The following is a 20604-nucleotide window of genomic DNA, read 5'->3' as shown; positions in this document are numbered from 1 at the left end:
ACCTGTTAAACTTATGCCAATTTTAATAATAGAAACATCATTTTAATCGTTATTTTTGCCACAAACCCATATTATCTTGAAGGCTTTCTTTAGTATATTCTTAGTATTGCTATTTTGTTCTATCGCAACAAATAACATCAATGCGCAGCAAAAAATAGAAATTAAATATTCTGGATTTTTAACCTATGATGAAGACCAATATCCTGGAGCAAGAATATTAACTAGGGACGACTCAGAGCAAGTTCATATTTTTCATAGCGGTACAGACATGTGGTGTGATAAAGCATACTATTATGGCAACGAAAACTTTATCGAAGCCTATGGTAATGTAAAAATGATTCAGGGAGACACTATAAATATGGTGTCTAAGTATGTAGAATATAATGGTGCTACGCAACTAGCATTTGCCAGTGGAGACGTGGTTTTAACCGACCCTAGTTCTACAATCACAACAGATACACTTTACTTTGACAGAGAACGCCAGCAGGCTTTTTACAGAAGTCACGGTACGGTTGTAAAAGATTCCTCTGGAACCATTACTAGTAAAATAGGGCGTTATTACATGCAGGATAAAAAATATCGTTTTGTTGAAGATGTCGTACTTACAAATCCTGAAGCTGAAATTGTAACTGACTATTTTGATTTTTATTCAGATACTGGTCATGCCTATTTATTTGGCCCTTCAACCATAACCACCGAAGAAAGTGTGACGTATTGCGAAAAAGGATTTTACGACACTAAGGCAAAAACCGGTTATGCCTTAAAAAACGCTAAAATAGATTATGATGCAAAAGAAGTCGTTGGCGACAGTTTATATTTTGATCAAAATATAAATTTTTCTTCGGCGACAAACAATATAAAAATTACAGATACCTTAAATAATAGTGTTGTAAAAGGCCACTATGCCGAAGTGTTCAAATCGCCTGAAAAAGATTCTATATTCATAACAAAACGCGCCTATGCCATAACCGTTCAGGATCAAGATTCGATTTACATTCATGGTGATACTCTTATGGTTACAGGCAAGCCAGAAAAGCGCATTACTCGAATTTTCAGAAATGTAAAACTATATAAATCTGATATGAGTGGAAAAGCCGATTCTATTCATGTGAATCACGAAAGTGGGCTTACTCAACTAATAAATATAAATGCTCCTGGTGCCAATACCGCATTCTCAACAGCTAGAAAACCTATACTATGGAATTTAGGTAATCAAATGACTGGTGACACCATCCATCTACAATCTGATACGGAGAGAGATAAAATGGACTCGTTGATTGTTTTTAATCATGCATTTTTAATCAGTAAGGACACTTTAGGAGACGGTTTCAATCAAATAAATGGTAAAAAATTAGTGGGATTGTTCAACGATGATAACCAATTGTATCATGTGGATATCATTAAAAATGCCCAGTCAATCTATTACTTCAGAAATGAAAATGGAGAATTGGTAGGTATTGATAAATCAAAGTCTGGCTTAATCAATATACTAATCAACAACAATGAAATTGAGGAAGTACGTAAGATAAACCAAATTGACGGTAACATTTATCCAGAATCTCAATTTCCCAAAAATGAAAAAATACTAAAAGGCTTTGATTGGCGTGAGGAAGAACGCCCCAAAAGTGTTGAAGATTTATTTAAAGACGATCCGCCTTTGGAATTACCAATAATTAAAGGTTTGGATGACTACATTGCAGAAGAAGACTTTTTTGATGAGGAAGCCCTTAAAAATGCTGATACTAAATTGAACTACAAAGGGTTAAAAGAAAAGAAAAAAAAGCCCCAAAATGATAAAAAAAGAAGTTGATTTGGAACAAGACTTCTTTAAATACCAAGCGCAAACCACACCACACCCGCTGTCCATGGAAATTTCGCATGCAGAGGGTTGCTACATATATGACACTAACCAAAAAGCCTATTTAGATTTTGTTGCGGGAGTGTCAGCTTGTCCTTTAGGACATAATCATCCCAAAATAAAAGACGCCATAAAAAAACAATTGGATAAGTACCTGCATGTAATGGTGTACGGGGAATATATACAAAAACCAGCAGTAGAACTTACAAAACTTTTAGCGCAACATTTACCCAAACCATTAGAAAAAACCTATCTAACCAATTCGGGTACCGAAGCTATAGAAGGCGCTATAAAGCTCGTAAAAAGAGCAACAGGACGAAGCGAGATTATTGCTGCTAAACACGCGTATCATGGCAATACCATAGGAGCTTTAAGCGTCATGGGATATGAAGAACGTAAAAAAGCGTTTAGGCCATTAATGCCTGATGTACGTTTCATTACATTTAATAAGGAAGAAGATTTAGAATGTATTACATCTAAAACCGCTGGGGTTATCCTTGAGACTATACAAGGTGGTGCAGGTTTTATTGAACCTACAAACAACTATCTTAAAAAGGTTCGCGAAAATTGCAATAGTACGGGAACACTTCTAATTCTAGATGAGATTCAACCTGGCATAGGTAGAACAGGAAAACTCTTTGGGTTTGAACATTACGACTGTATTCCTGACATTTTGGTAACAGGTAAAGGTCTTGGCGGTGGTTTGCCCATTGGAGCTTTCACGGCTTCATCAAAACACATGGATTTACTTATGGATAACCCAAAATTAGGACACATTACTACTTTTGGAGGGCATCCATTAATTGCCGCATCTGCATTAGCGACTTTAAAAGAAATTACTGAAACCCGTCTAATATCTCAAACATTAGAAAAGGAAAAATTGTTTCGTAAACTGCTTAAACATCAACTAATTAAAGAGATTAGAGGCAAGGGATTAATGTTGGCAGTGATACTACCCTCTGCTGAAATAGCAAACACTTTGGTTTTAGAAAGTCAAAGCCATGGATTGATACTTTTTTGGTTATTATTTGAGCCAAAAGCCGTTAGAATTACCCCGCCACTTACCATTTCAGAGGAAGAAATCATAAAAGGATGTAGTATTATTTGTTCTCTTTTAGATAAAATAACGGAACAATAAAACTTTTAAACATCTGATTTTTAGATATTCAAACCTATGCCCTTTTAAAATCAAAGAAACTTGTTCATTACTTTGTTAAAAACATTTACAACAAGCTTTTAAAACTCCTATACGAGAACGTTATTTTTATCTCAGTTGAACAGTACACTCAAACGTGTTTATGGAGTTTAGTCAAAGCGACAACAACAATTTGCCTCTTACTAAGTTTGAATCGATGTTAAAAACAAACCATGTTTTGTTTTTTGATTCTGAAGAATTTGAAAACATCATTCATTACTACCTCAACCAAGGAAAGATAGCTTTAGCAAAAAAAGCGATAAAACTTGGTTTGGAACAGCACCCCTCCTCCATTAATCTCAAACTTTTTAATGTAGAGATTCACGTATTTGAAAATAATCTTGATGCTGCCGACAGTCTGTTAAATGAGCTTTACCGATTAGAGCCACATAATGAAGAAATCTTTATTCAGAAGGCTAATATTCTTTCGAAACAAGACAACCATAAAAAGGCTATCGCAGTACTTAAACATGCACTTGATTTAACCGAAGATGTGGTAGACATATATTCGCTTATTGGAATGGAGTATTTGTTCTTAGACGCGTTTGATGATGCTAAAACATACTTTATGAAATGCCTAGAGCAAGATATTGATGATTATTCTGCTTTATATAATGTTATTTATTGTTTTGATTATTTAGAACAGCACCAAGAAGCTATTGATTACTTAAATATCTTTTTAGACAAGAATCCGTACTGCGAAGTAGCATGGCTCCAATTAGGAAAACAATATGTATCTATAAAAAAATACAAAAAGGCACTTGCCGCTTTTGATTTTGCTATAATTTCAGATGACACCTTTGTTGGCGCTTATTTAGAACGTGGAAAAGTTTTAGAAAAACAAGGGGAATTCGTTGAGGCTATTGAAAGCTATCAAATAACTCTTGAATTAGATGATCCAACTTCTTTTGCATTGCTACGAATTGGAGGTTGCTACGAAAAATTAGGAAACAGCGATTTGGCACTTCAATATTATTATAAAACGGTGCACGAAGACCCTTTATTGGATAAAGGCTGGATAGCAATTACCAAATTTTATAAGAAAAAGAAAAACTTACAAAAAGCTTTATATTATATTAATAAAGCCATTAATATAGATGCTGAAAATGTAAATTATTGGAAGCTATATGCTCAAATAAATCAAAGTTTAAATTTCTTTGAAGAAGCTGAACGTGGTTACAAAAAAGCGCTTGAATTGGGCAATTTTGAGTTGGACACATGGATTACCAGAGGCGATTTATTATTGAAACTAGGAGAGCCGCAAGCCGCTATCTTTAATTTTGAGCAAGCACTAGAGTTTTATCCCGATAATGCTGAAATACAGTATCGTTTAGGTGGTTTGTTTTTTACTATCCAAGAAAGAGATAAAGGTGTTTATTATATAAAAAATGGCTTGAAAAATAACGAGGAATTCAGTTTTATTATAGATGAATTATTTCCTAAGCTTCTTGCAAATGAACAAGTAACCTCATTAATTAATTCCAAGTCGTAAATTACTTCAAATTATCTACCTTTGGTTTTTCAAAAAATCAAGGCATGCAACGACGATTATCTGATTATCTAATTATTTCCTTAAAAGGTGTAGCAATGGGAGCAGCTGATGCGGTTCCAGGTGTTTCAGGTGGAACAATCGCATTTATTTCTGGTATTTACGAAGAACTTATATCTACGATAAGTAACATTAATCTTGCATTGTTTAAAACCCTATTTAAAAATGGAATTAAACAATTTTGGAAGGATTTAAATGGAAACTTCATAGTTGCGCTTCTTACAGGTATAGTCGTAAGTTTTGTATCATTTATGAGGCTAGCCAAATATCTACTAGAGCATCATCCTATACTCATTTGGTCATTCTTTTTCGGTCTTATTATTGCTAGTATCTATTTTGTTGGCAAACAAATTACTAAGTGGAATTTGGCAACAATAGTAGCTTTTGTTTTAGGTACAATTATAGCTTATTATATTTCTACCATACCTTCAATGGAAAATAGCGATAATCCGTATTTTTTGTTTGTTGCTGGAGCTATAGCCATTTGTGCTATGATATTACCAGGGATATCAGGTTCTTTCATATTAATTATTTTAGGGGCTTATAAAACTTTAAGCGATGCCATCCATGACATTGACATCAAAAAAATAGTGCTATTTGCACTTGGAGCTATTTTCGGCTTATTAAGTTTTAGCCACGTTTTAAAATGGTTATTTAAAAACTACCATAACATAACTCTGGCTTTACTAACCGGTTTTATTTTGGGTTCGCTTAATAAAGTATGGCCATGGAAAGAAACACTATCTTGGTACACCAATTCAAAGGGCATAGAACTACCGCTTTTGCAAAAAAGTGTATCTCCTTTAAATTATAATGGAAACAATCAATTAGCAATAGCTATAATTTTAATGATTTTAGGTTTTTTAACTATTTTTATTCTTGAAAAAGTTGGCAGTAAAAAACAATAATGAATAGTACCAGAACTTTTAATGATAAACTTTTTCTAGTATTAAAAGGACTAGGTATGGGCGCTGCTAACAAAGTACCTGGAGTTTCTGGTGGTGTGGTTGCATTTGTTGCTGGGTTTTATCAAGAGTTTATCTATTCTCTAAAAAAAGTAAATGGAAAAGCGTTTAAACTTTTAATTAATGGAAGGTTTAAGAGTTTCTTCAATTATATCAATGGCCGATTTCTAGGATTGCTTTTCCTAGGGATGATTATAAGTTATTTTAGTGTTTCAAAAATTCTGGACTATCTTATTTTACATTACGAACTCTTCGTATGGAGCGTATTTTTCGGAATGATTATAGGCTCTATATATTACATCAACAAAGATTTTAATGACTGGAACAATAAAACCGTTTTATCTCTGTGCTTAGGCATAGCGATAGGTTTGGGCATAAGTTTTTTAAATCCAGCTAAAGAAAACGATAATTTGTTTTTTGTGTTCTTTTGTGGTATCATCAGTGTTTCGGGAATGACACTTCCTGGTTTTTCTGGATCGTTTATTTTGATTTTATTGGGAAACTATGTGCTTCTTTTAGTTGATTCAGTGAATGCACTTTACGATACAATATCAGATGTTTTCAGTGGGAATTTCGATTTTATTTATAATGAATTTCGTATCAGGATGTTAAAGGTTTTAGCGGTTTTTACATTAGGCTCAGTTACTGGTCTTGTTACCTTTTCTCATGTATTAAGCTATATTTTAGAACATTATAAAAGTATTACCACAGCATCAATTATAGGTTTCATTATCGGTTCTTTGGGTGTGGTTTGGCCATGGAAAAGAACCATTTATAAACATTTGGAAAATGGCGAATTCATGCTAGATTCAAGAGGAGAAAAAATTGTAGAAAATTATAAACGCTACTTGCCAGAACTGTCTGCAGAAACCTATTATGCCATTGGTTTTATACTTTTGGGTTTGGTGATTGTAGTTGCTCTCGAAATCTATGGTCAAAAACAGAAAAAGCATGCATAAATTAGGTCTTTTAGGTAAAAATATCTCATATTCATTTTCTAGAAACTATTTTAAAAATAAATTCGAAAAAGAAAATATAACTGGTGTAAGCTATGAGAATTTTGACATTGAAAGCATCTCGTCGTTTCCTGAAATTATAAATAATACCGAGGGCTTAAAAGGTCTAAATGTAACTATTCCCTATAAAGAAGCAGTTATCCCTTATTTGGACAAATTAAATAAAAAAGCAAAAGCTATTGGTGCCGTAAACACCATAAAGGTTACGAAAAAAGGAAAGCTAGTTGGGTATAACACTGATTGCTATGGTTTTATTAACTCGCTTAAACCTTTTTTGAAAAAATATCATAAAAAAGCTTTAATCCTTGGAACTGGAGGTGCAAGTAAAGCTGTGGTTTACACTTTGCGGGAAAGAGGCATTACATGTCATTATGTATCAAGAACGACCAAAAACAATGTAAAATTCACATACCATGATCTGGATGATGGGATTATTTCTAAATATCAAATCATAATAAACTGTTCCCCTGTGGGCACATTTCCCGATATAGAAAACTGCCCAAAGATTCCTTATGAAGCCATTACAAAAAAGCATATTTTATTCGATTTAATCTATAATCCTGAAGAAACAACTTTTTTACGTTTGGGCAAACAAAAAGGTGCCACTGTCATCAACGGACTCAATATGCTTAAACTACAAGCTGAAAAAGCGTGGTCCATCTGGAACCTTAATAAATAAGCATTTAACAGATTAAAACAGCTTTCCTTTTTTTGTAAATACTTTAGTTGTTAGTATCTTTAAACAAAAAGAGTACGAACCCTAAACATTTATTAAAAATGTCTGAGCCAGATAACCTGCAAGAAGCAGATGGAAAAAAAGAGAATGCTGAAGTTACCGAAGCTGTTAAAAGTAATGAAGAGCACACAGATTCCAGTGATAATGATGTTGAAAACAAAATAGCTGAAAACACTCCGGAAGAAGCATCAAAAGAAACGGAAGAAAACGGCATTGACGAAATTGAAGAGTCCAATGCAGAGGATGCCGAAGATGAAGGCAACAAAGAGCGTCATACTATAGAATTCAAGGAGTATGATAAGATGTCCTTGGAAGCACTTGCCATCGAATTAGAAAAGCTTTTAAAAAGGGAAAAGGTTCAGGCTATAAAACGTCATGTTGATGCCATAAAGCATGAATTTAATTCAAAATTTAATGCACTTATTGACGAGAAAAAAGCCGATTTTTTAAATGACGGCGGAAATGAAATAGACTTCTACTACTCTAGTCCAGTTCAAAAACGTTTCAAATCAGCTTACAGAGACTATCGCAATAAACTAAATGAACACTACAAAAATATTGAGCAGAACCTTAAAGGAAATCTTCAAAAAAAGCTAGAAATCATTGAGGAGTTAAAAGGGCTTATAAACGTTGAAGAAAATATCAATACAACGTATAAACACTTTAAGGAATTACAGGAACGTTGGAGAAATACGGGGCCTATTCCGAGGGATAAATACAATAATGCTTGGAATAGTTACCATCACCATGTTGAAATATTTTATGATTTTTTACACTTAAATAGGGATTTACGTGACTTAGATTTTAAGCATAATTTAGAAAAGAAACTAAAAATTATAGAGCGTGCTGAGGAACTGGCCACTTATGATGACCCCATGCGTGCTTTTAGGGAGCTACAAGAGTTGCACAAAATGTGGAAAGAAGAGCTAGGACCAGTAGGAAAGGAACACCGCGAAGAGATTTGGGAGCGATTTAAGGCGGCTACCAAGGTTATTAACGAGAAAAAGCAGCTTTTCTTCAAAGAAAAAGATAAAATTTACGAAAAGAACCTTGAGAGAAAGGAGGAAATCATTTCTGCGATTACTACAATTGCTGAAGAACCCACAAACTCTCACGGAGGCTGGCAAAAGAAAATAAGAGAAATAGAAACCTTAAGAGAGGAGTTCTTCAACGCTGGGAAAGTACCAATTAAAGTAAATGAAGCTACTTGGGCTAAGTTTAAAGAGGCCGTTAGAAGTTTTAATAGAAAAAAGAATGCCTTTTATAAAGAACTTAAAAAAGAACAGTACGCCAACCTACAAAAGAAGAGGGAACTTGTTAAAATTGCAGAGGACAACAAAGACAGTGAAGATTTTGATGCCACTACCCCTTTGATGAAAAAAATTCAGAGCGATTGGAAAAAAATTGGGCATGTGCCCAGAAAAGACAGTGACAAAATCTGGAAGCAATTTAAAGCTGCTTGCAATTATTATTTTGACAGAATACATTCTAAGAGAAACGAAGCTAATAAGGTATTTATTGAAGCCTTCAATAAAAAACAAGAACTTCTTGATACCATTAAAAGCTTAGAGTTATCAAAGGATAAAGACAAAGATTTAGCAACAATTAAAGAACATGTAAATACTTGGAAAAGTATTGGTAGAGTACCAAATGACAAGCGCTTTATTGAAGGTAAATTTAACAAAGCGGTGGACGAGTTGTTTTCTAAGCTTAAGATAGATAAAAATGAAGCTGAAATTATAAAGTTTGAAACAAAACTTGAAACATTACATAATAATGATGATGATAATAGGAGTTTAGATAATGAGCGCTCATTTATTAGAAAGAAAATTGATGAAGTAAAAAGTCAAATCAATCAATTAGAGAATAATTTACAGTTTTTTACAAATGTTGATGACGACAATCCAGTAGTAAAAGATGTAAATACCAATATAAATAAACACAAAAAAGAGCTAGAACTTTGGAAAACTAAATTGAAAAAAATTAAGAAGATGTATTAAATTAAAATACTTTTGTATAATAAAAACAAAAGGCATGATTTTAAAATCATGCCTTTTTTAATTAATTATTTCCCTTTTCATTTATCGCGTAGCAGTACCCGAAACACTCACTACCGGCCCTGTTCCCATAGTAATTGCAGAATGATCTGCAGCATTATTTGGCACCATATGGGCTAATGGTTTTAAAGCAAATGGTGCAGAACTGTTATCTGGCCATGGCTCAACAGAAATCACAACCGTTCTTCCTTTTAAATCAGTAGGAAATGTTACTCCAGCTGCAGAACCTATCAAATAATCCTCACCTGGATATCCTGGACCATTTCCAGCGGTCCCTTTGTAAGGAGATGTAGCGGCGTTATTGTCAGCCATTGCTGGATCTATAAATGTTCCTGTGGAAACCGGAGTACCGTCAAAAACCACCCATCCTTCATATTGCCATCCTGCAGAAAGTGTAGGTAAATTTAATCCAGTAGCAGGACTTCCGCTTGAATTATCTAAAAACCATACACCACTGGCTTCATTGGTATCATCCATATCTGTCGGAGTTGCTAAAATATAAGTTCCTGAAGCTGATGAAAAATCGGCCACTATTCCATCTGAATTTAATGTAGCGCTACTTCCTGAGAAATCACCAACCAAGACTTTTGTATCTGCTGGTGCAGGATCTGGATCTACTGCTGGCTCGATAGAAAGCACAAATCTAGTAGCATTATTTAGTTGATCTGAATCTACTAAAAAAACCTGTGCAGAAGATACATCAGAAAACGTACCTGTTGAAACTGGAGCGCCATTAACGATTATCCAACCTTCATAAACATAATCATCACCCAAAGCTTCTAAGCCTTGTAAATTTAATGTAAGATTTGAAGTAGAAGGTCCGGTATTGTCATCGTCATTACTACAAGAGGTAGTAAAACATCCTATTGCCAATAAGGCTAAAATCATTTTTTTAATCATCGCTATAATTTTTTATTTGTTATTTAAATCAAAATTATAGTACCGGGATATGATAAAATGTTAGCCAGCTAACATTAAGCCGTTTTTTTATAGATTCTTATCTCTTTTCTTGAAAATTCAATAACATTCTCCTCTTTAAGTTCGTTCAAAAGAATGTTTAGTGTAGGCCTAGAAGTGCCAATTAATGAAGCAATATCTTTTTGTGTGTATGGATGATGAATGATTTTATCTCCTGTTTTTTCACAATCATATCCATAATCCGTACATAGCTCATGCAAAAATTCCAAGAGTCGTGTTTTCGTGTCTTTGAACAAAAGTAGTTGAAGTCTGCGCTCTAATTTTTTAAGCTTAAACCCTATGAATTTATAAACCTTGAAACTGAAGGTTTGGTTATCACGCATGAGGTTATGCATGGTTTCGACACCAATGGGGCAAATACTTGTGGTATTGTCAATAGACATTGCGAATTCTTCGCGCTTAGATTCTCCAAGAATTGCCGTTTCACCAAACAACTCACCTCGAGTCAATATAGCTTTTACCACTTCTTCCCCATCTTCGTTATAATATCCTAGCTTAACTTTTCCTTTTTCAATCAAGTAAACTTTAGTGGCTGAATCTTCCTCAAAGTAGATATAATCTTGTTTTTTGTAGGAATCAAAATCATGATTGACTTTATAGGCCTTAAATTTATGTGGACATAAAATTTTGAAAAGATTAGTATCTTCAAAAAACCAAAGGGACTTCATTGTTTACGCTTTTGTTCTTAAAAGGTCGCAAACAGGCATCGTTACTTACAGTTAAGTCATAAAAAAACCTCCAGTTTTGGAGGTCAAAATTTTATTCTTCTTCATCGCTTGATGTGTCTTCTTCATCAAGCAAGTTTAACATATCGTGTTTCTGCAACAAATTATACCATTGTATTACCTTTTTTATATCGCTGGCATAAACTCTGTCCTCGTCATAATCAGGCAAGACATCAAAAAAGTATTCTTCAAGTTTGTCTTTACCATCTTTTGGTCTAACGCTAGATGGCTGGCTGTTTTCCTTTTCTCTAATTTTACCTAGTACCTTATACAATGGTACTTCTTCAGTAAGGGTATATATTGCTATTTCACTTAATACACTTACGTTATTTTGTAAACCGATAGATAATCGTTTACCATCTATTAAAGATTCTGCCACAAAACCACCTCGGGTTTGTGTTACTAATTTATAAAGTCCGGGTTTCCCCGAAATGGCCAAAACTTTTTCTAAGCCCATAAATAATTTTGTTTTTAGAGAGGCGCAAATATCATATTTTTAAAATCCAATGCAAAAATTATCGCTTCTTTTTTTGATTGGGAAAACGCATTTTGTAGTCCACATTTATCTTCCCTTTTGATATATTGGAAAGCTTGCCTTTTATCAATCTCTTTTTAAAACTGGATAACTTATCGGTGAATAAAACACCTTCAATATGATCGTATTCGTGTTGGATTACACGAGCTATTAATCCATCAAATGTTTCGGTATGCTTTTTAAAATTCTCATCATAATACTCGATAGTAATTTTAGGTTGCCTAAATACGTCTTCTCGAACATCTGGAATACTTAAACACCCTTCATTAAACGCCCAATCATCTCCTTTTTCCTCTAAAATAGTGGCATTTATAAACACACGCTTAAAATCCTTAAGGGTGGTTCTCTCTTCTTCTGGCAGATCTTCATCTTCAGCAAAAGGCGAAGTATCAACCAAAAACAAACGAATAGGCAGTCCTATTTGCGGTGCTGCCAGCCCTACTCCCAAAGCGTTATACATGGTTTCAAACATATTATCCAATAGTTCGTTTAAATTTGGATAATCTTTAGATATTTCTGTTCCCTTTTTCTTTAAAACAGGGTCGCCATAAGCTACAATTGGTAAAATCATTGTCAGGATTAAATTATTTTCGCAAAAATACGACACTTACATCGTAAAATAGTCTATCGAGCAAAAAATCTATTTGGAGTATAAATAACTTTGAAGAATTAAAGTAGCACTAATTTCATCAACCAGAGCTTTATTTTTTCTTTGGTTCTTTTTAAGTCCGCTATCAATCATGGTTTGAAAAGCCATTTTTGATGTAAAACGTTCATCTACTCTTTTAATAGGAATTTTTGGAAAGGTTTTTTCAAGTTTTTCTAAAAAAGGCAAAATAAGTGCCTCACTTTCAGAAGGTGTATTATCAAGTTGTTTTGGTTCTCCTACCAAAAACAATTCAACATTTTCATTTAGTAGATAATCTTTCAAAAAAACAATAACATCCTTAGTGGATACAGTAGTTAAACCTGAAGCAATTATCTGTAACTCATCGGTAACAGCAATTCCTGTCCTTACTTTTCCATAATCAATCGCTAAAATTCTGCCCATGCTCTACTTTTATGCAAAAGTAATTCTTTAAAATAAAAAAGACTGCCTTTTCAGACAGCCTTCTTCGTGTTTAACCTTATTATTAAATTTGAATACTTAATCGTTTTTTAAGATAATTTTCTTTTGTTGATTTTAGGAAATACTAATTTGATGTTATCAACTTTTCTTTCTCTATTTAAGAAAATTCTAATATCGCTACTACTCTTTGCGATCGTTTCTTTAATTTTTACAGTATCAATAATTACTGTAGCTTCGTTAGCTTCAGAAACAGTAATCTCGGTGTCTACTTTATCAGTCTTAACATCATTCTGAGCACTTAACGCTGAGAAAGAAACTAATAAGATAAATAAGATATAAAAATTTGTTTTCATGATTTGAGGGTTTGTTTTATTTCAACGATTCAAATATATACCCATACCAACGCTCAGCTACAATAAATTAGTTGTACCTCACTGAATTTTCGATTATTAGAAAATCGGAGGAGTTCTATCGATGAATAGTGGAAATGCTTTTTTTGACGATGAAATACATGAAAAATGCATTTCATCTGCAAAAAATAATTGTTCAAAGGGAAAAAGCGCGATGAAACACTAAAAAATATTCAAAAATTGTGGTTAATTTTTCAAAATAATTAAAGGATGAAAATACATCCGTTTTAGGCATTAGATAGTATATTTGCCCAAAATATTGATACTAATGACAGAATTACAACAAACTATAGAAAATGCTTGGGATAACCGAGAGCTTTTAAAGGAAAACAAAACAACTGATGCTATTAGAAATGTAGTCTCTCTTTTAGATAAGGGGGAATTAAGAGTAGCAGAGCCTATCGAAGGTGGGTGGCAGGTAAACGAATGGGTAAAAAAAGCTGTTGTTTTATATTTTCCTATTCAAAAAATGGAAACCTTAGAAGCTGGTATTTTTGAGTATCATGATAAAATCCCCTTAAAGAAAAATTTTGCCGAAAGAGGCATTCGTGTTGTACCTAATGCTGTTGCAAGACATGGTGCTTATATTTCCGCTGGCACTATCTTAATGCCAAGTTATGTAAATATTGGAGCCTATGTTGATGAAGGTACTATGGTAGATACCTGGGCTACTGTAGGTAGTTGTGCGCAAATTGGTAAAAATGTGCATTTATCTGGAGGTGTGGGTATTGGCGGTGTACTTGAGCCATTACAAGCTGCTCCTGTCATTATTGAAGATAATGCTTTTATTGGATCGCGTTGTATAGTAGTTGAAGGTGTAAGAGTAGAAACTGAAGCTGTTTTAGGCGCAGGTGTAGTTTTAACCATGAGTACAAAAATTATTGATGTTACAGGAGACGAGCCAAAAGAATATAGAGGTGTTGTACCTGCGCGTTCAGTAGTAATTCCTGGTAGTTATAGTAAAGAATTCCCGTCTGGTAGTTATAATGTACCATGTGCCCTGATTATTGGGAAACGTAAGGAGAGTACCAATAAAAAAACATCGCTAAACGATGCTCTAAGAGAGCATGATGTGGCGGTATAAGCTATAAATTTGAAAAGCAAACTAAATTCCAAATTCCAAAAGTTAAAAATGGAATTTGGAATTTTTTATTTGTAATTTCATCGGCGGTATGAAGATTTTGGTTATACAACAAAAAATGATTGGGGATGTACTCACCAGTAGTATTCTTTTTTCTTTATTGCGCGAGTCTTTTCCTAATGCCACGTTGCACTATTTAATTAACTCGCACACACTTCCTGTTGTAGAAAACCATCCTGATATTGATAATTTTCAAATCATCACACCTAATATAGAAAAAAGTAGTGCATTGTTTTTTTCCTTTCTAAAGAATATACAAAAGGAAAATTACAATGTTGTAATAGATGTATACTCTACCTTTTCTAGTAACTTGATAACGCTATTTAGTGGTGCGAAAACTAAAATCTCTAAGCACAAATGGTATACCTCATTTTTATACACACATACGTTTAAGGAAAGTAAAGTTCCTGTTTCAAATGCTGGTCTAGCTATAGAGAATAGGATTAAACTTTTACAACCTTTGGGCATAAAAGAAATCTTAAAGTATCCACAGCCAAAAATACATCTAAAAAAGGATGAGATAGAGACGGCAAAAAAGATGCTTTTGGAGTTCAAGATTAATTTGTCATCACCATTATTTATGATAAGTATTTTAGGGAGTGATAAAACAAAAACATATCCACTGCAATATATGGCAGAATTGATTGATTTTATAGTGGCTGAAACGAAAGGAGCACTGTTATTTAATTATATTCCTAATCAAATTGAAGATGTAAAAAAAATAATAAGCTTTTGTAAACCCGAGACCAAAAAGCATATTCATTTACATGTTTTCGGAAAAAATCTTAGGGAATTTATAGCTTTAACCAGTCATTGTAATGCTCTCATAGGAAATGAAGGCGGTGCTATAAATATGGCAAAGGCTATTGATAAACCCACTTTTTCAATTTTTTCACCATGGATTTTAAAAGAAGCATGGAACATCTTTGAAGATGGAACAAGAAATGATTCTATTCATTTAAAAGACGTGAAACCAGAACTATTTACAGACACAAGCCCAAAACAGATTAAAAAACAACACCAAAAATTATACGTTGCATTTACTCCGGAATTGATTAAACCTAAACTAAAAGCATTTTTAAGTTCTATTTAGTAATACCGTATTCTGTTCGTTTTATTTTTTTCTTTTTTGTTTCAGCTCTAATCTGTTTGTTTTTTGCAATCATTTCTGGTTTAACATAACCTCTCTCATGGTCAAGATGCAAACAAATTGCAGAATATCTAATTTGTTTTGCTTTTATACCTGCATTAAATAATCTTTCTCCAAGCTCTCTATCCTCTCCTCCATATTGCATTCGCTCGTCATATCCATTGGCCTCAATAATGTCTTTTTTCCAGCCTGAAGCATTATGCCCATTCCATGTTGCAGTTGTTGGTGTAAAATTATTAAGCATGGCTTCTTTTATGCCACTGGAAGTAATTTTATTATTTTTAAAAGAAGATTTAAGTCCATTCTTTTTTAACCACTGGATATCAAAACAGGTTTGTTGCTCAATATCCTCTTTAGTTATCATTTCGCTAATACTCATAGGTAACTTAAAATACCCTCCTGATAAAAAATAACCTTTCTGTCTTTTATTAAAATGAACCTCCAAAAAGTCATTTCTGGCGATACAATCACCATCCGTATACACTAAATAATCTCCTTTAGCAGCTACTGTAGCTTTATTTAAAATGATGGTTTTTTGAAATCCGTTATCAGGATGCCATACATGATTTATGGGATAATCTACTTTAGACGCGATATTTGTGATTAATGATTTGGTATCATCGGTAGAACCGTCATCGGCAATTACTACTTCAAAATTTTTATAGGTTTGAAACTGGTAACTCCATAATACTTTTTCCAGCCACTCGGGCATATTATAGGTACTTATAATTACTGAAATATCAATTGCGCTCATTGCTTCAAAAATAACTATTTTTATCAAAATTTTAAGGGCAATAATGATTAAACTATCTGGCGTTATAATTACATTCAATGAAGAACGAAATATTGAGAGATGCCTGCAATCTTTAGTGAATGTAGTAGATGAGATTGTTGTTATAGATTCGTTTTCGACAGATAAAACCAAAGCGATTTGCGAAAAATTTCATGTCAGGTTCATTGAGCAAAAATTTTTAGGATATATTGAACAGAAGAATTTTGCGCTTTCTAAAGCATCTTACGATTATGTTGTGTCTTTAGATGGAGATGAAGCACTTTCTGAAGCACTTCAAAAATCTATCATTTCAATAAAATCGAATTGGGAACTTGATGGCTATTACTGCAACAGGTTCAATAATTTTTGTGGACAATGGATAAAATATTCCGATTGGTATCCTAATAAAAAACTAAGGGTTTTTGATAGAAGAAAAGGCGAATGGCAAGGAATAAACCCACACGATAATGTGCGTTTATTAAATAAAAATGTTAAAGCAGGATTTTTAAAAGGTGATATATTGCACTGGACTTACCAGAACTACTCTGAATTTAATAATAAAACAGAATATTTCTCAACAATTGCGGCAAAAGCATATTTTGATAAAGGAAAAAAATCAAACTATTTTAAAATGACCTTTAACCCTACTTGGGCATTTTTTAAAGCTTATTTTTTACGCCTTGGCATTCTGGATGGCATAAATGGATTGGTGATTTGTGCACAAACCGCAAATATTACTTTCTTGAAATACACAAAACTCTGGGAGCTACAGAGAAGAAAAGAATCATCTTAAAAAATAACCGTCAATAGTTTTGGAGCAATTCTCCCATGTGTATGGTATTACATATTGACGAATATCTTCTGTAATATTAAAGGCCTTTTCAATTAAAGGTACTACATCTTCGTACGTAGCATCCAAATCAAACAAATAGCCGTTTTTACCATGTTTAATTAAATCAGGCGCAAATCCCGTTTTTGATGCAACTGGCACACAATTGGACATCATTGCTTCTAAAATAGGCACTGGCCCGCCTTCTAATAAAGAGGGAGAAACAAACACATCTAATTTATTGTATAAATCGGGATAGCTTTCATAAGCCACATTATTATGATACACAAAATTTGGTAGGTCTTTCAGCTCATCGTACCTATTATAATCTTCCCAATTTCTGCCTATCATATGGAAAGTTCTTTTGGGCATATTTTTAATAATATCAAATATCAAATCGGGATTCTTTCTTTCCCCAAAGTTTGAGCAAAATCCAATATCACCGTTTCCTCTTTCATGTGAATAAAATAGTTTTGAAGACGTACCAATGTGCAATACTTCAAGCAGCTCTGCTTTTACACCGCACGTGATTAAATATGCCTTAACATCAGAATTTAAACAAATAATAATATCGGCTTTGTTTAAACACCAAACTACATGTGTTTTTGAGTATTTTTTTGACCAATTAGGATGGGTAAACATCACTACATTTCGTTTCTTAAGGATACTAGGCGTGCTCCTAATACAACGACAAAAATAGTTTTGATAAATGTAAAAATAGCCATCTGCATTTGGCAAATCTCTTAGTTTATTATGATAATGCGTTACAGCATTTAGTGAAGAATATCTTGAAAGTCGCCTAACCTTAGCTCCAAAAATCCAGTCTTTATCCTTCTCCCGTGCTACATAAACTACTTTATCCATTCCGTCCGAAGTGCTGTGGAATTTTGACTTAAACATAGCTATCAAATATTTCCACTTGTGGACAATCGCAAAATAAAGTTGTTCTCCCATTACCGTTTCTTCACTATTTTATTGGCGATTCAGACACTCTGTTCTTATATTTCTTTTTCCAGAAAAACACGCGCTTCTTAATTCTAATTTTTCTATAAAATCTATCTTGAAATGCTTTTGTATGGTTCCACATCGCATTAAAAATTTTGGCTTCATCTTCTCCCGTACACTTTGCATATTCATTAGCCATTACTTCTATCATAGGTTTATGAATGGTAAGTTTAGAAAAGTTTTTCAATCTTGTATCAAGATCTAAGGTTCCAAATTCCATACGGTTTAAATCAACCAGATAAAAATTATAACCTTCTTTTGTTCTTTCGATTAGTGTATTTCCTGGTGAATGATCTAAAAAATGTACACCTTTTTTGTGAAGTTGATAAGTAAACCTTGTAAATGCCCTGAGAATAGCCTCGTGATCTTTAATACTAAAATCTGTGGTTAGCTCCCTGTATGTTAAATCAGCATTTACAAACTCACTGATGTAGTAACTTCTTTTGAATAAAAACCGAGTAAATTCTATTTGGTAAGCTACAGGAAGCGGCGTTTTGACACCTAAGTCTATCAATTTCATAGCATACCTATAAGAACGTTCTGCTTTAGATTTTCTAAAAAAACGATAGGCAATTTGATTGACTACATTGGGAATTTTAAATGATTTAATCGTTAATACCCTATCATTTAAAGTTACATTTTTGATAATATTTCTTTCTGCATCCCCAAGAATATCGTTATAGTCTTCAAAATTAGAAATTACGGCAGCAATCTCTTTTTTTAAATTAGAATTGTCGGGATGTACAACTAGGGTTTTATGCATCAAAAAAACAAGAATCTTAGCTTACCAGTTCTGCAAATATATCTAAATAAATTAGAGTAAAAACTCTAGAAGATGCTTTAGTTAATCTATTATAACATTTGTGTAATCAACATGCAACCTTTACTTTTGGTTAAAGTTTTAAAACTGCCAAATAACAGGGTTTATGCATATTTTACACGTATCTGGAGTAACAAATTGGGGAGGTGGCGAATATCATATAGAAAATTTGTGCAATGAGTTGGCCATTACAAATCCTGAAATAAAAAACACAGTGCTATGTGTTAAAGATACGCCATTCCATAAGCGCCTGTCAAAATCTGAAATTGCCTTTAAAACCGCGCCTCTTAGAATTAAAATAGACTTAAGATATGTTTTTAAACTTGGTAAAAATTGTAAAAAACTAGATATAGACTTAATCCATATTCACGACCCAGGCGCTTTACAACTTTCAATAATTGCTGATAAAATTTATAACCTACCACCGTTTATATTTAGTAAAAAAACATCGTTCCCCATAAAACAGCGCAAAAAGACTTTGTTTAAATACAACTACCCAAGAATTAAAAAAATCCTCTGTGTATCGGAAGAAACCAAAAGAGTTTCAGAAAAAGCCATAAAGGACAAAAATAAATTGGTAACGGTTTATCACGGTACAAACCTAAGAACAAAAAGCACTGAAACACCTTTCAAAATCCGGGATAAATTTAATATTTCAAAAGATAAAATTATTGTTGGAAATATTGGTAACCACATTAGAGCTAAGCATCTTGAAACCTTTATCAAGGTTGTGCATAATATTATTAATATTGAAAAAAGAAAGGAATTTGTATTTGTTCAAATTGGAACATTTAGCGAAAGAACCGATGCGCTTTTGAAAGAAGTAGAAACTCATGATTTAAACAACCACATCATTTTTATGGATTATACCCCTAATGCGTCAAACTTTATTCCTCAGTTTGATATATCGCTAATGACATCCCAAAGCGAAGGTTTACCACAATTTATTTATGAATCCATGTACCATAAAACGCCAATAATTAGCACTGATGTTGGTGGTATTCCTGAAGTTATTGAACACGGTGTTAATGGATTTTTAGCCAAAATGCATGATGATAAAACTCTAAGCAATTATATATTAAAACTGGCTGTTTCTCCAGAGTTACAATCACAATTCTTAGAAAAAAGTTATAACAAATTATTAAAGAAATTCACTACTTCTAATATGGCTCAAGAAACTATCAAAATTTATAAAGATGTTTTAAAAGATGCCTAACTTTAATTTAGAAATTAAGAGTGCTGTTGAAGCCATAAAAGCTGGAAAACTCATTTTGTTTCCAACAGACACTTGTTGGTCTATAGGCTGTGATGCTAATAATGCATCTAGTGTTGAAAAACTTTTAATGCTAAAACAAAACGACAATCCAAAAAACATTACATGTCTGGTGGCAGACGACCGTATGCTAGGTAAATATGTAAAACAAATACCTGATGCAGCACAAAGTATTATTGAGATTGCCGATACACCAACTACGATAGTTTATGATATGCCACAAAATTTAGCAACAAATTTATACTGGAAAAACAACACAATAGCTATCAGAATTCCAGACGATGAGTTTTGTTATCAACTACTTAGGAGAACAAACTGTGCCATAGCGACTTCCTTGGCATGTATTGAGGGAGAAGCCAGTCCAAAATATTATGAAGAAATAGCGCCTACCATTTTAAAAGGTGTGGACTATGTCGTAAATTTGCAAATGCAAAAAAATTGCACAAAACCTGCGTCTATTATTCAAATTGATAATAGCAGTATTGTAAAGATTTTACGCAAATAATTAGCTCGCTAAGTGC

General features: G+C 33.2%; 21 protein-coding genes. 12 read left to right on the top strand and 9 right to left on the bottom strand.

The genetic code is table 11. The annotated features are described in order from the left end of the window. Positions 1-76: 76 nt before the first annotated feature. The 7 genes from EYD45_RS00650 to EYD45_RS00620 all read left to right on the top strand — a co-directional run bounded on the left by EYD45_RS00650 (position 77) and on the right by EYD45_RS00620 (position 9319). The gene (locus EYD45_RS00650) at positions 77-1810 is read left to right on the top strand and encodes an OstA-like protein (protein WP_233702477.1); all 1734 of its coding nucleotides are present in this window, start codon (positions 77-79) and stop codon (positions 1808-1810) included. Position 1811: 1 nt separating this feature from the next. Further along, the gene (locus tag EYD45_RS00645) at positions 1812-2996 is read left to right on the top strand and encodes an aspartate aminotransferase family protein (protein WP_130962884.1); all 1185 of its coding nucleotides are present in this window, start codon (positions 1812-1814) and stop codon (positions 2994-2996) included. A gap of 160 nt (positions 2997-3156) precedes the next feature. Continuing rightward, a complete protein-coding gene (locus EYD45_RS00640; RefSeq protein WP_130962416.1) occupies positions 3157-4545 on the top strand; it encodes a tetratricopeptide repeat protein in 1389 nt (462 codons plus the stop codon). A gap of 44 nt (positions 4546-4589) precedes the next feature. Continuing rightward, entirely contained in the window at positions 4590-5510 is a 921-nt protein-coding gene (locus EYD45_RS00635; RefSeq protein WP_130962415.1) for a DUF368 domain-containing protein, read from the top strand. Further along, positions 5510-6526, top strand: coding sequence for a DUF368 domain-containing protein (locus tag EYD45_RS00630; protein ID WP_130962414.1), 1017 nt, complete (start codon positions 5510-5512; stop codon positions 6524-6526). Before EYD45_RS00635 ends, EYD45_RS00630 begins: the two co-directional genes overlap by 1 nt. Continuing rightward, entirely contained in the window at positions 6519-7262 is a 744-nt protein-coding gene (locus EYD45_RS00625) for a shikimate dehydrogenase family protein (RefSeq protein ID WP_130962413.1), read from the top strand. The genes EYD45_RS00630 and EYD45_RS00625 overlap by 8 nt, the downstream gene beginning before the upstream one ends. Positions 7263-7360: 98 nt before the next feature. Further along, complete coding sequence (locus EYD45_RS00620; RefSeq protein ID WP_130962412.1) at positions 7361-9319, top strand: DUF349 domain-containing protein; 1959 nt, start codon at positions 7361-7363, stop codon at positions 9317-9319. Between the two features lie 81 nt (positions 9320-9400). Here the strand turns inward: EYD45_RS00620 and EYD45_RS00615 are convergent, their stop codons facing one another. From EYD45_RS00615 to EYD45_RS00590, 6 genes are all read right to left on the bottom strand, one after another. Continuing rightward, positions 9401-10276 (bottom strand): anti-sigma factor, encoded by an 876-nt coding sequence (locus EYD45_RS00615; protein WP_130962411.1) that lies wholly within the window; start codon positions 10274-10276, stop codon positions 9401-9403. Between the two features lie 74 nt (positions 10277-10350). Continuing rightward, positions 10351-11022, bottom strand: coding sequence for a Crp/Fnr family transcriptional regulator (locus EYD45_RS00610; protein ID WP_130962410.1), 672 nt, complete (start codon positions 11020-11022; stop codon positions 10351-10353). Between the two features lie 91 nt (positions 11023-11113). Next, on the bottom strand, positions 11114-11536 hold the full coding sequence (locus tag EYD45_RS00605) for a DUF5606 family protein (RefSeq protein ID WP_130962409.1): 423 nt from the start codon (positions 11534-11536) through the stop codon (positions 11114-11116). 58 nt (positions 11537-11594) lie between these two features. Then, positions 11595-12185, bottom strand: a complete 591-nt coding sequence (gene def, locus EYD45_RS00600; protein ID WP_130962408.1) for a peptide deformylase — start codon at positions 12183-12185, stop codon at positions 11595-11597. Positions 12186-12254: 69 nt separating this feature from the next. After that, complete coding sequence (gene ruvX / locus EYD45_RS00595) at positions 12255-12665, bottom strand: Holliday junction resolvase RuvX (RefSeq protein ID WP_130962407.1); 411 nt, start codon at positions 12663-12665, stop codon at positions 12255-12257. Positions 12666-12772: 107 nt separating this feature from the next. Further along, positions 12773-13036: a hypothetical protein gene (locus tag EYD45_RS00590; protein WP_130962406.1), complete on the bottom strand. Its 264-nt coding sequence runs from the start codon at positions 13034-13036 to the stop codon at positions 12773-12775. Positions 13037-13361: 325 nt separating this feature from the next. Between EYD45_RS00590 and EYD45_RS00585 the strand changes: the two genes are divergently transcribed. Further along, on the top strand, positions 13362-14177 hold the full coding sequence (locus EYD45_RS00585) for a 2,3,4,5-tetrahydropyridine-2,6-dicarboxylate N-succinyltransferase (protein WP_130962405.1): 816 nt from the start codon (positions 13362-13364) through the stop codon (positions 14175-14177). Between the two features lie 88 nt (positions 14178-14265). Then, entirely contained in the window at positions 14266-15327 is a 1062-nt protein-coding gene (locus EYD45_RS00580) for a glycosyltransferase family 9 protein (RefSeq protein WP_130962404.1), read from the top strand. Here EYD45_RS00580 and EYD45_RS00575 read toward each other — a convergent pair. Next, complete coding sequence (locus EYD45_RS00575; RefSeq protein WP_130962403.1) at positions 15320-16138, bottom strand: glycosyltransferase family 2 protein; 819 nt, start codon at positions 16136-16138, stop codon at positions 15320-15322. The two genes, EYD45_RS00580 and EYD45_RS00575, sit on opposite strands and share 8 nt — an antisense overlap. A gap of 43 nt (positions 16139-16181) precedes the next feature. Here EYD45_RS00575 and EYD45_RS00570 point away from each other — a divergent pair, with 43 nt between their 5' ends. Further along, positions 16182-16949, top strand: a complete 768-nt coding sequence (locus EYD45_RS00570) for a glycosyltransferase family 2 protein (RefSeq protein WP_130962402.1) — start codon at positions 16182-16184, stop codon at positions 16947-16949. Here EYD45_RS00570 and EYD45_RS00565 read toward each other — a convergent pair. Beyond that, positions 16941-17885 (bottom strand): glycosyltransferase family 4 protein, encoded by a 945-nt coding sequence (locus tag EYD45_RS00565; RefSeq protein ID WP_165453854.1) that lies wholly within the window; start codon positions 17883-17885, stop codon positions 16941-16943. The two genes, EYD45_RS00570 and EYD45_RS00565, sit on opposite strands and share 9 nt — an antisense overlap. Positions 17886-17952: 67 nt before the next feature. Then, entirely contained in the window at positions 17953-18753 is an 801-nt protein-coding gene (locus tag EYD45_RS00560) for a lipopolysaccharide kinase InaA family protein (protein ID WP_130962400.1), read from the bottom strand. 163 nt (positions 18754-18916) lie between these two features. Here EYD45_RS00560 and EYD45_RS00555 point away from each other — a divergent pair, with 163 nt between their 5' ends. After that, entirely contained in the window at positions 18917-20026 is a 1110-nt protein-coding gene (locus EYD45_RS00555; protein ID WP_130962399.1) for a glycosyltransferase family 4 protein, read from the top strand. Further along, positions 20019-20588, top strand: a complete 570-nt coding sequence (locus tag EYD45_RS00550) for an L-threonylcarbamoyladenylate synthase (RefSeq protein ID WP_130962398.1) — start codon at positions 20019-20021, stop codon at positions 20586-20588. Before EYD45_RS00555 ends, EYD45_RS00550 begins: the two co-directional genes overlap by 8 nt. The last annotated feature ends 16 nt before the right edge of the window (positions 20589-20604 follow it).

Source organism: Hyunsoonleella flava (assembly GCF_004310325.1).
Classification (GTDB): Bacteria; Bacteroidota; Bacteroidia; order Flavobacteriales; family Flavobacteriaceae; genus Jejuia; species Jejuia flava.
The sequence above is the reverse complement of the archived record's forward strand: the minus strand, read 5'-3'. Positions and strand labels throughout refer to the sequence as shown.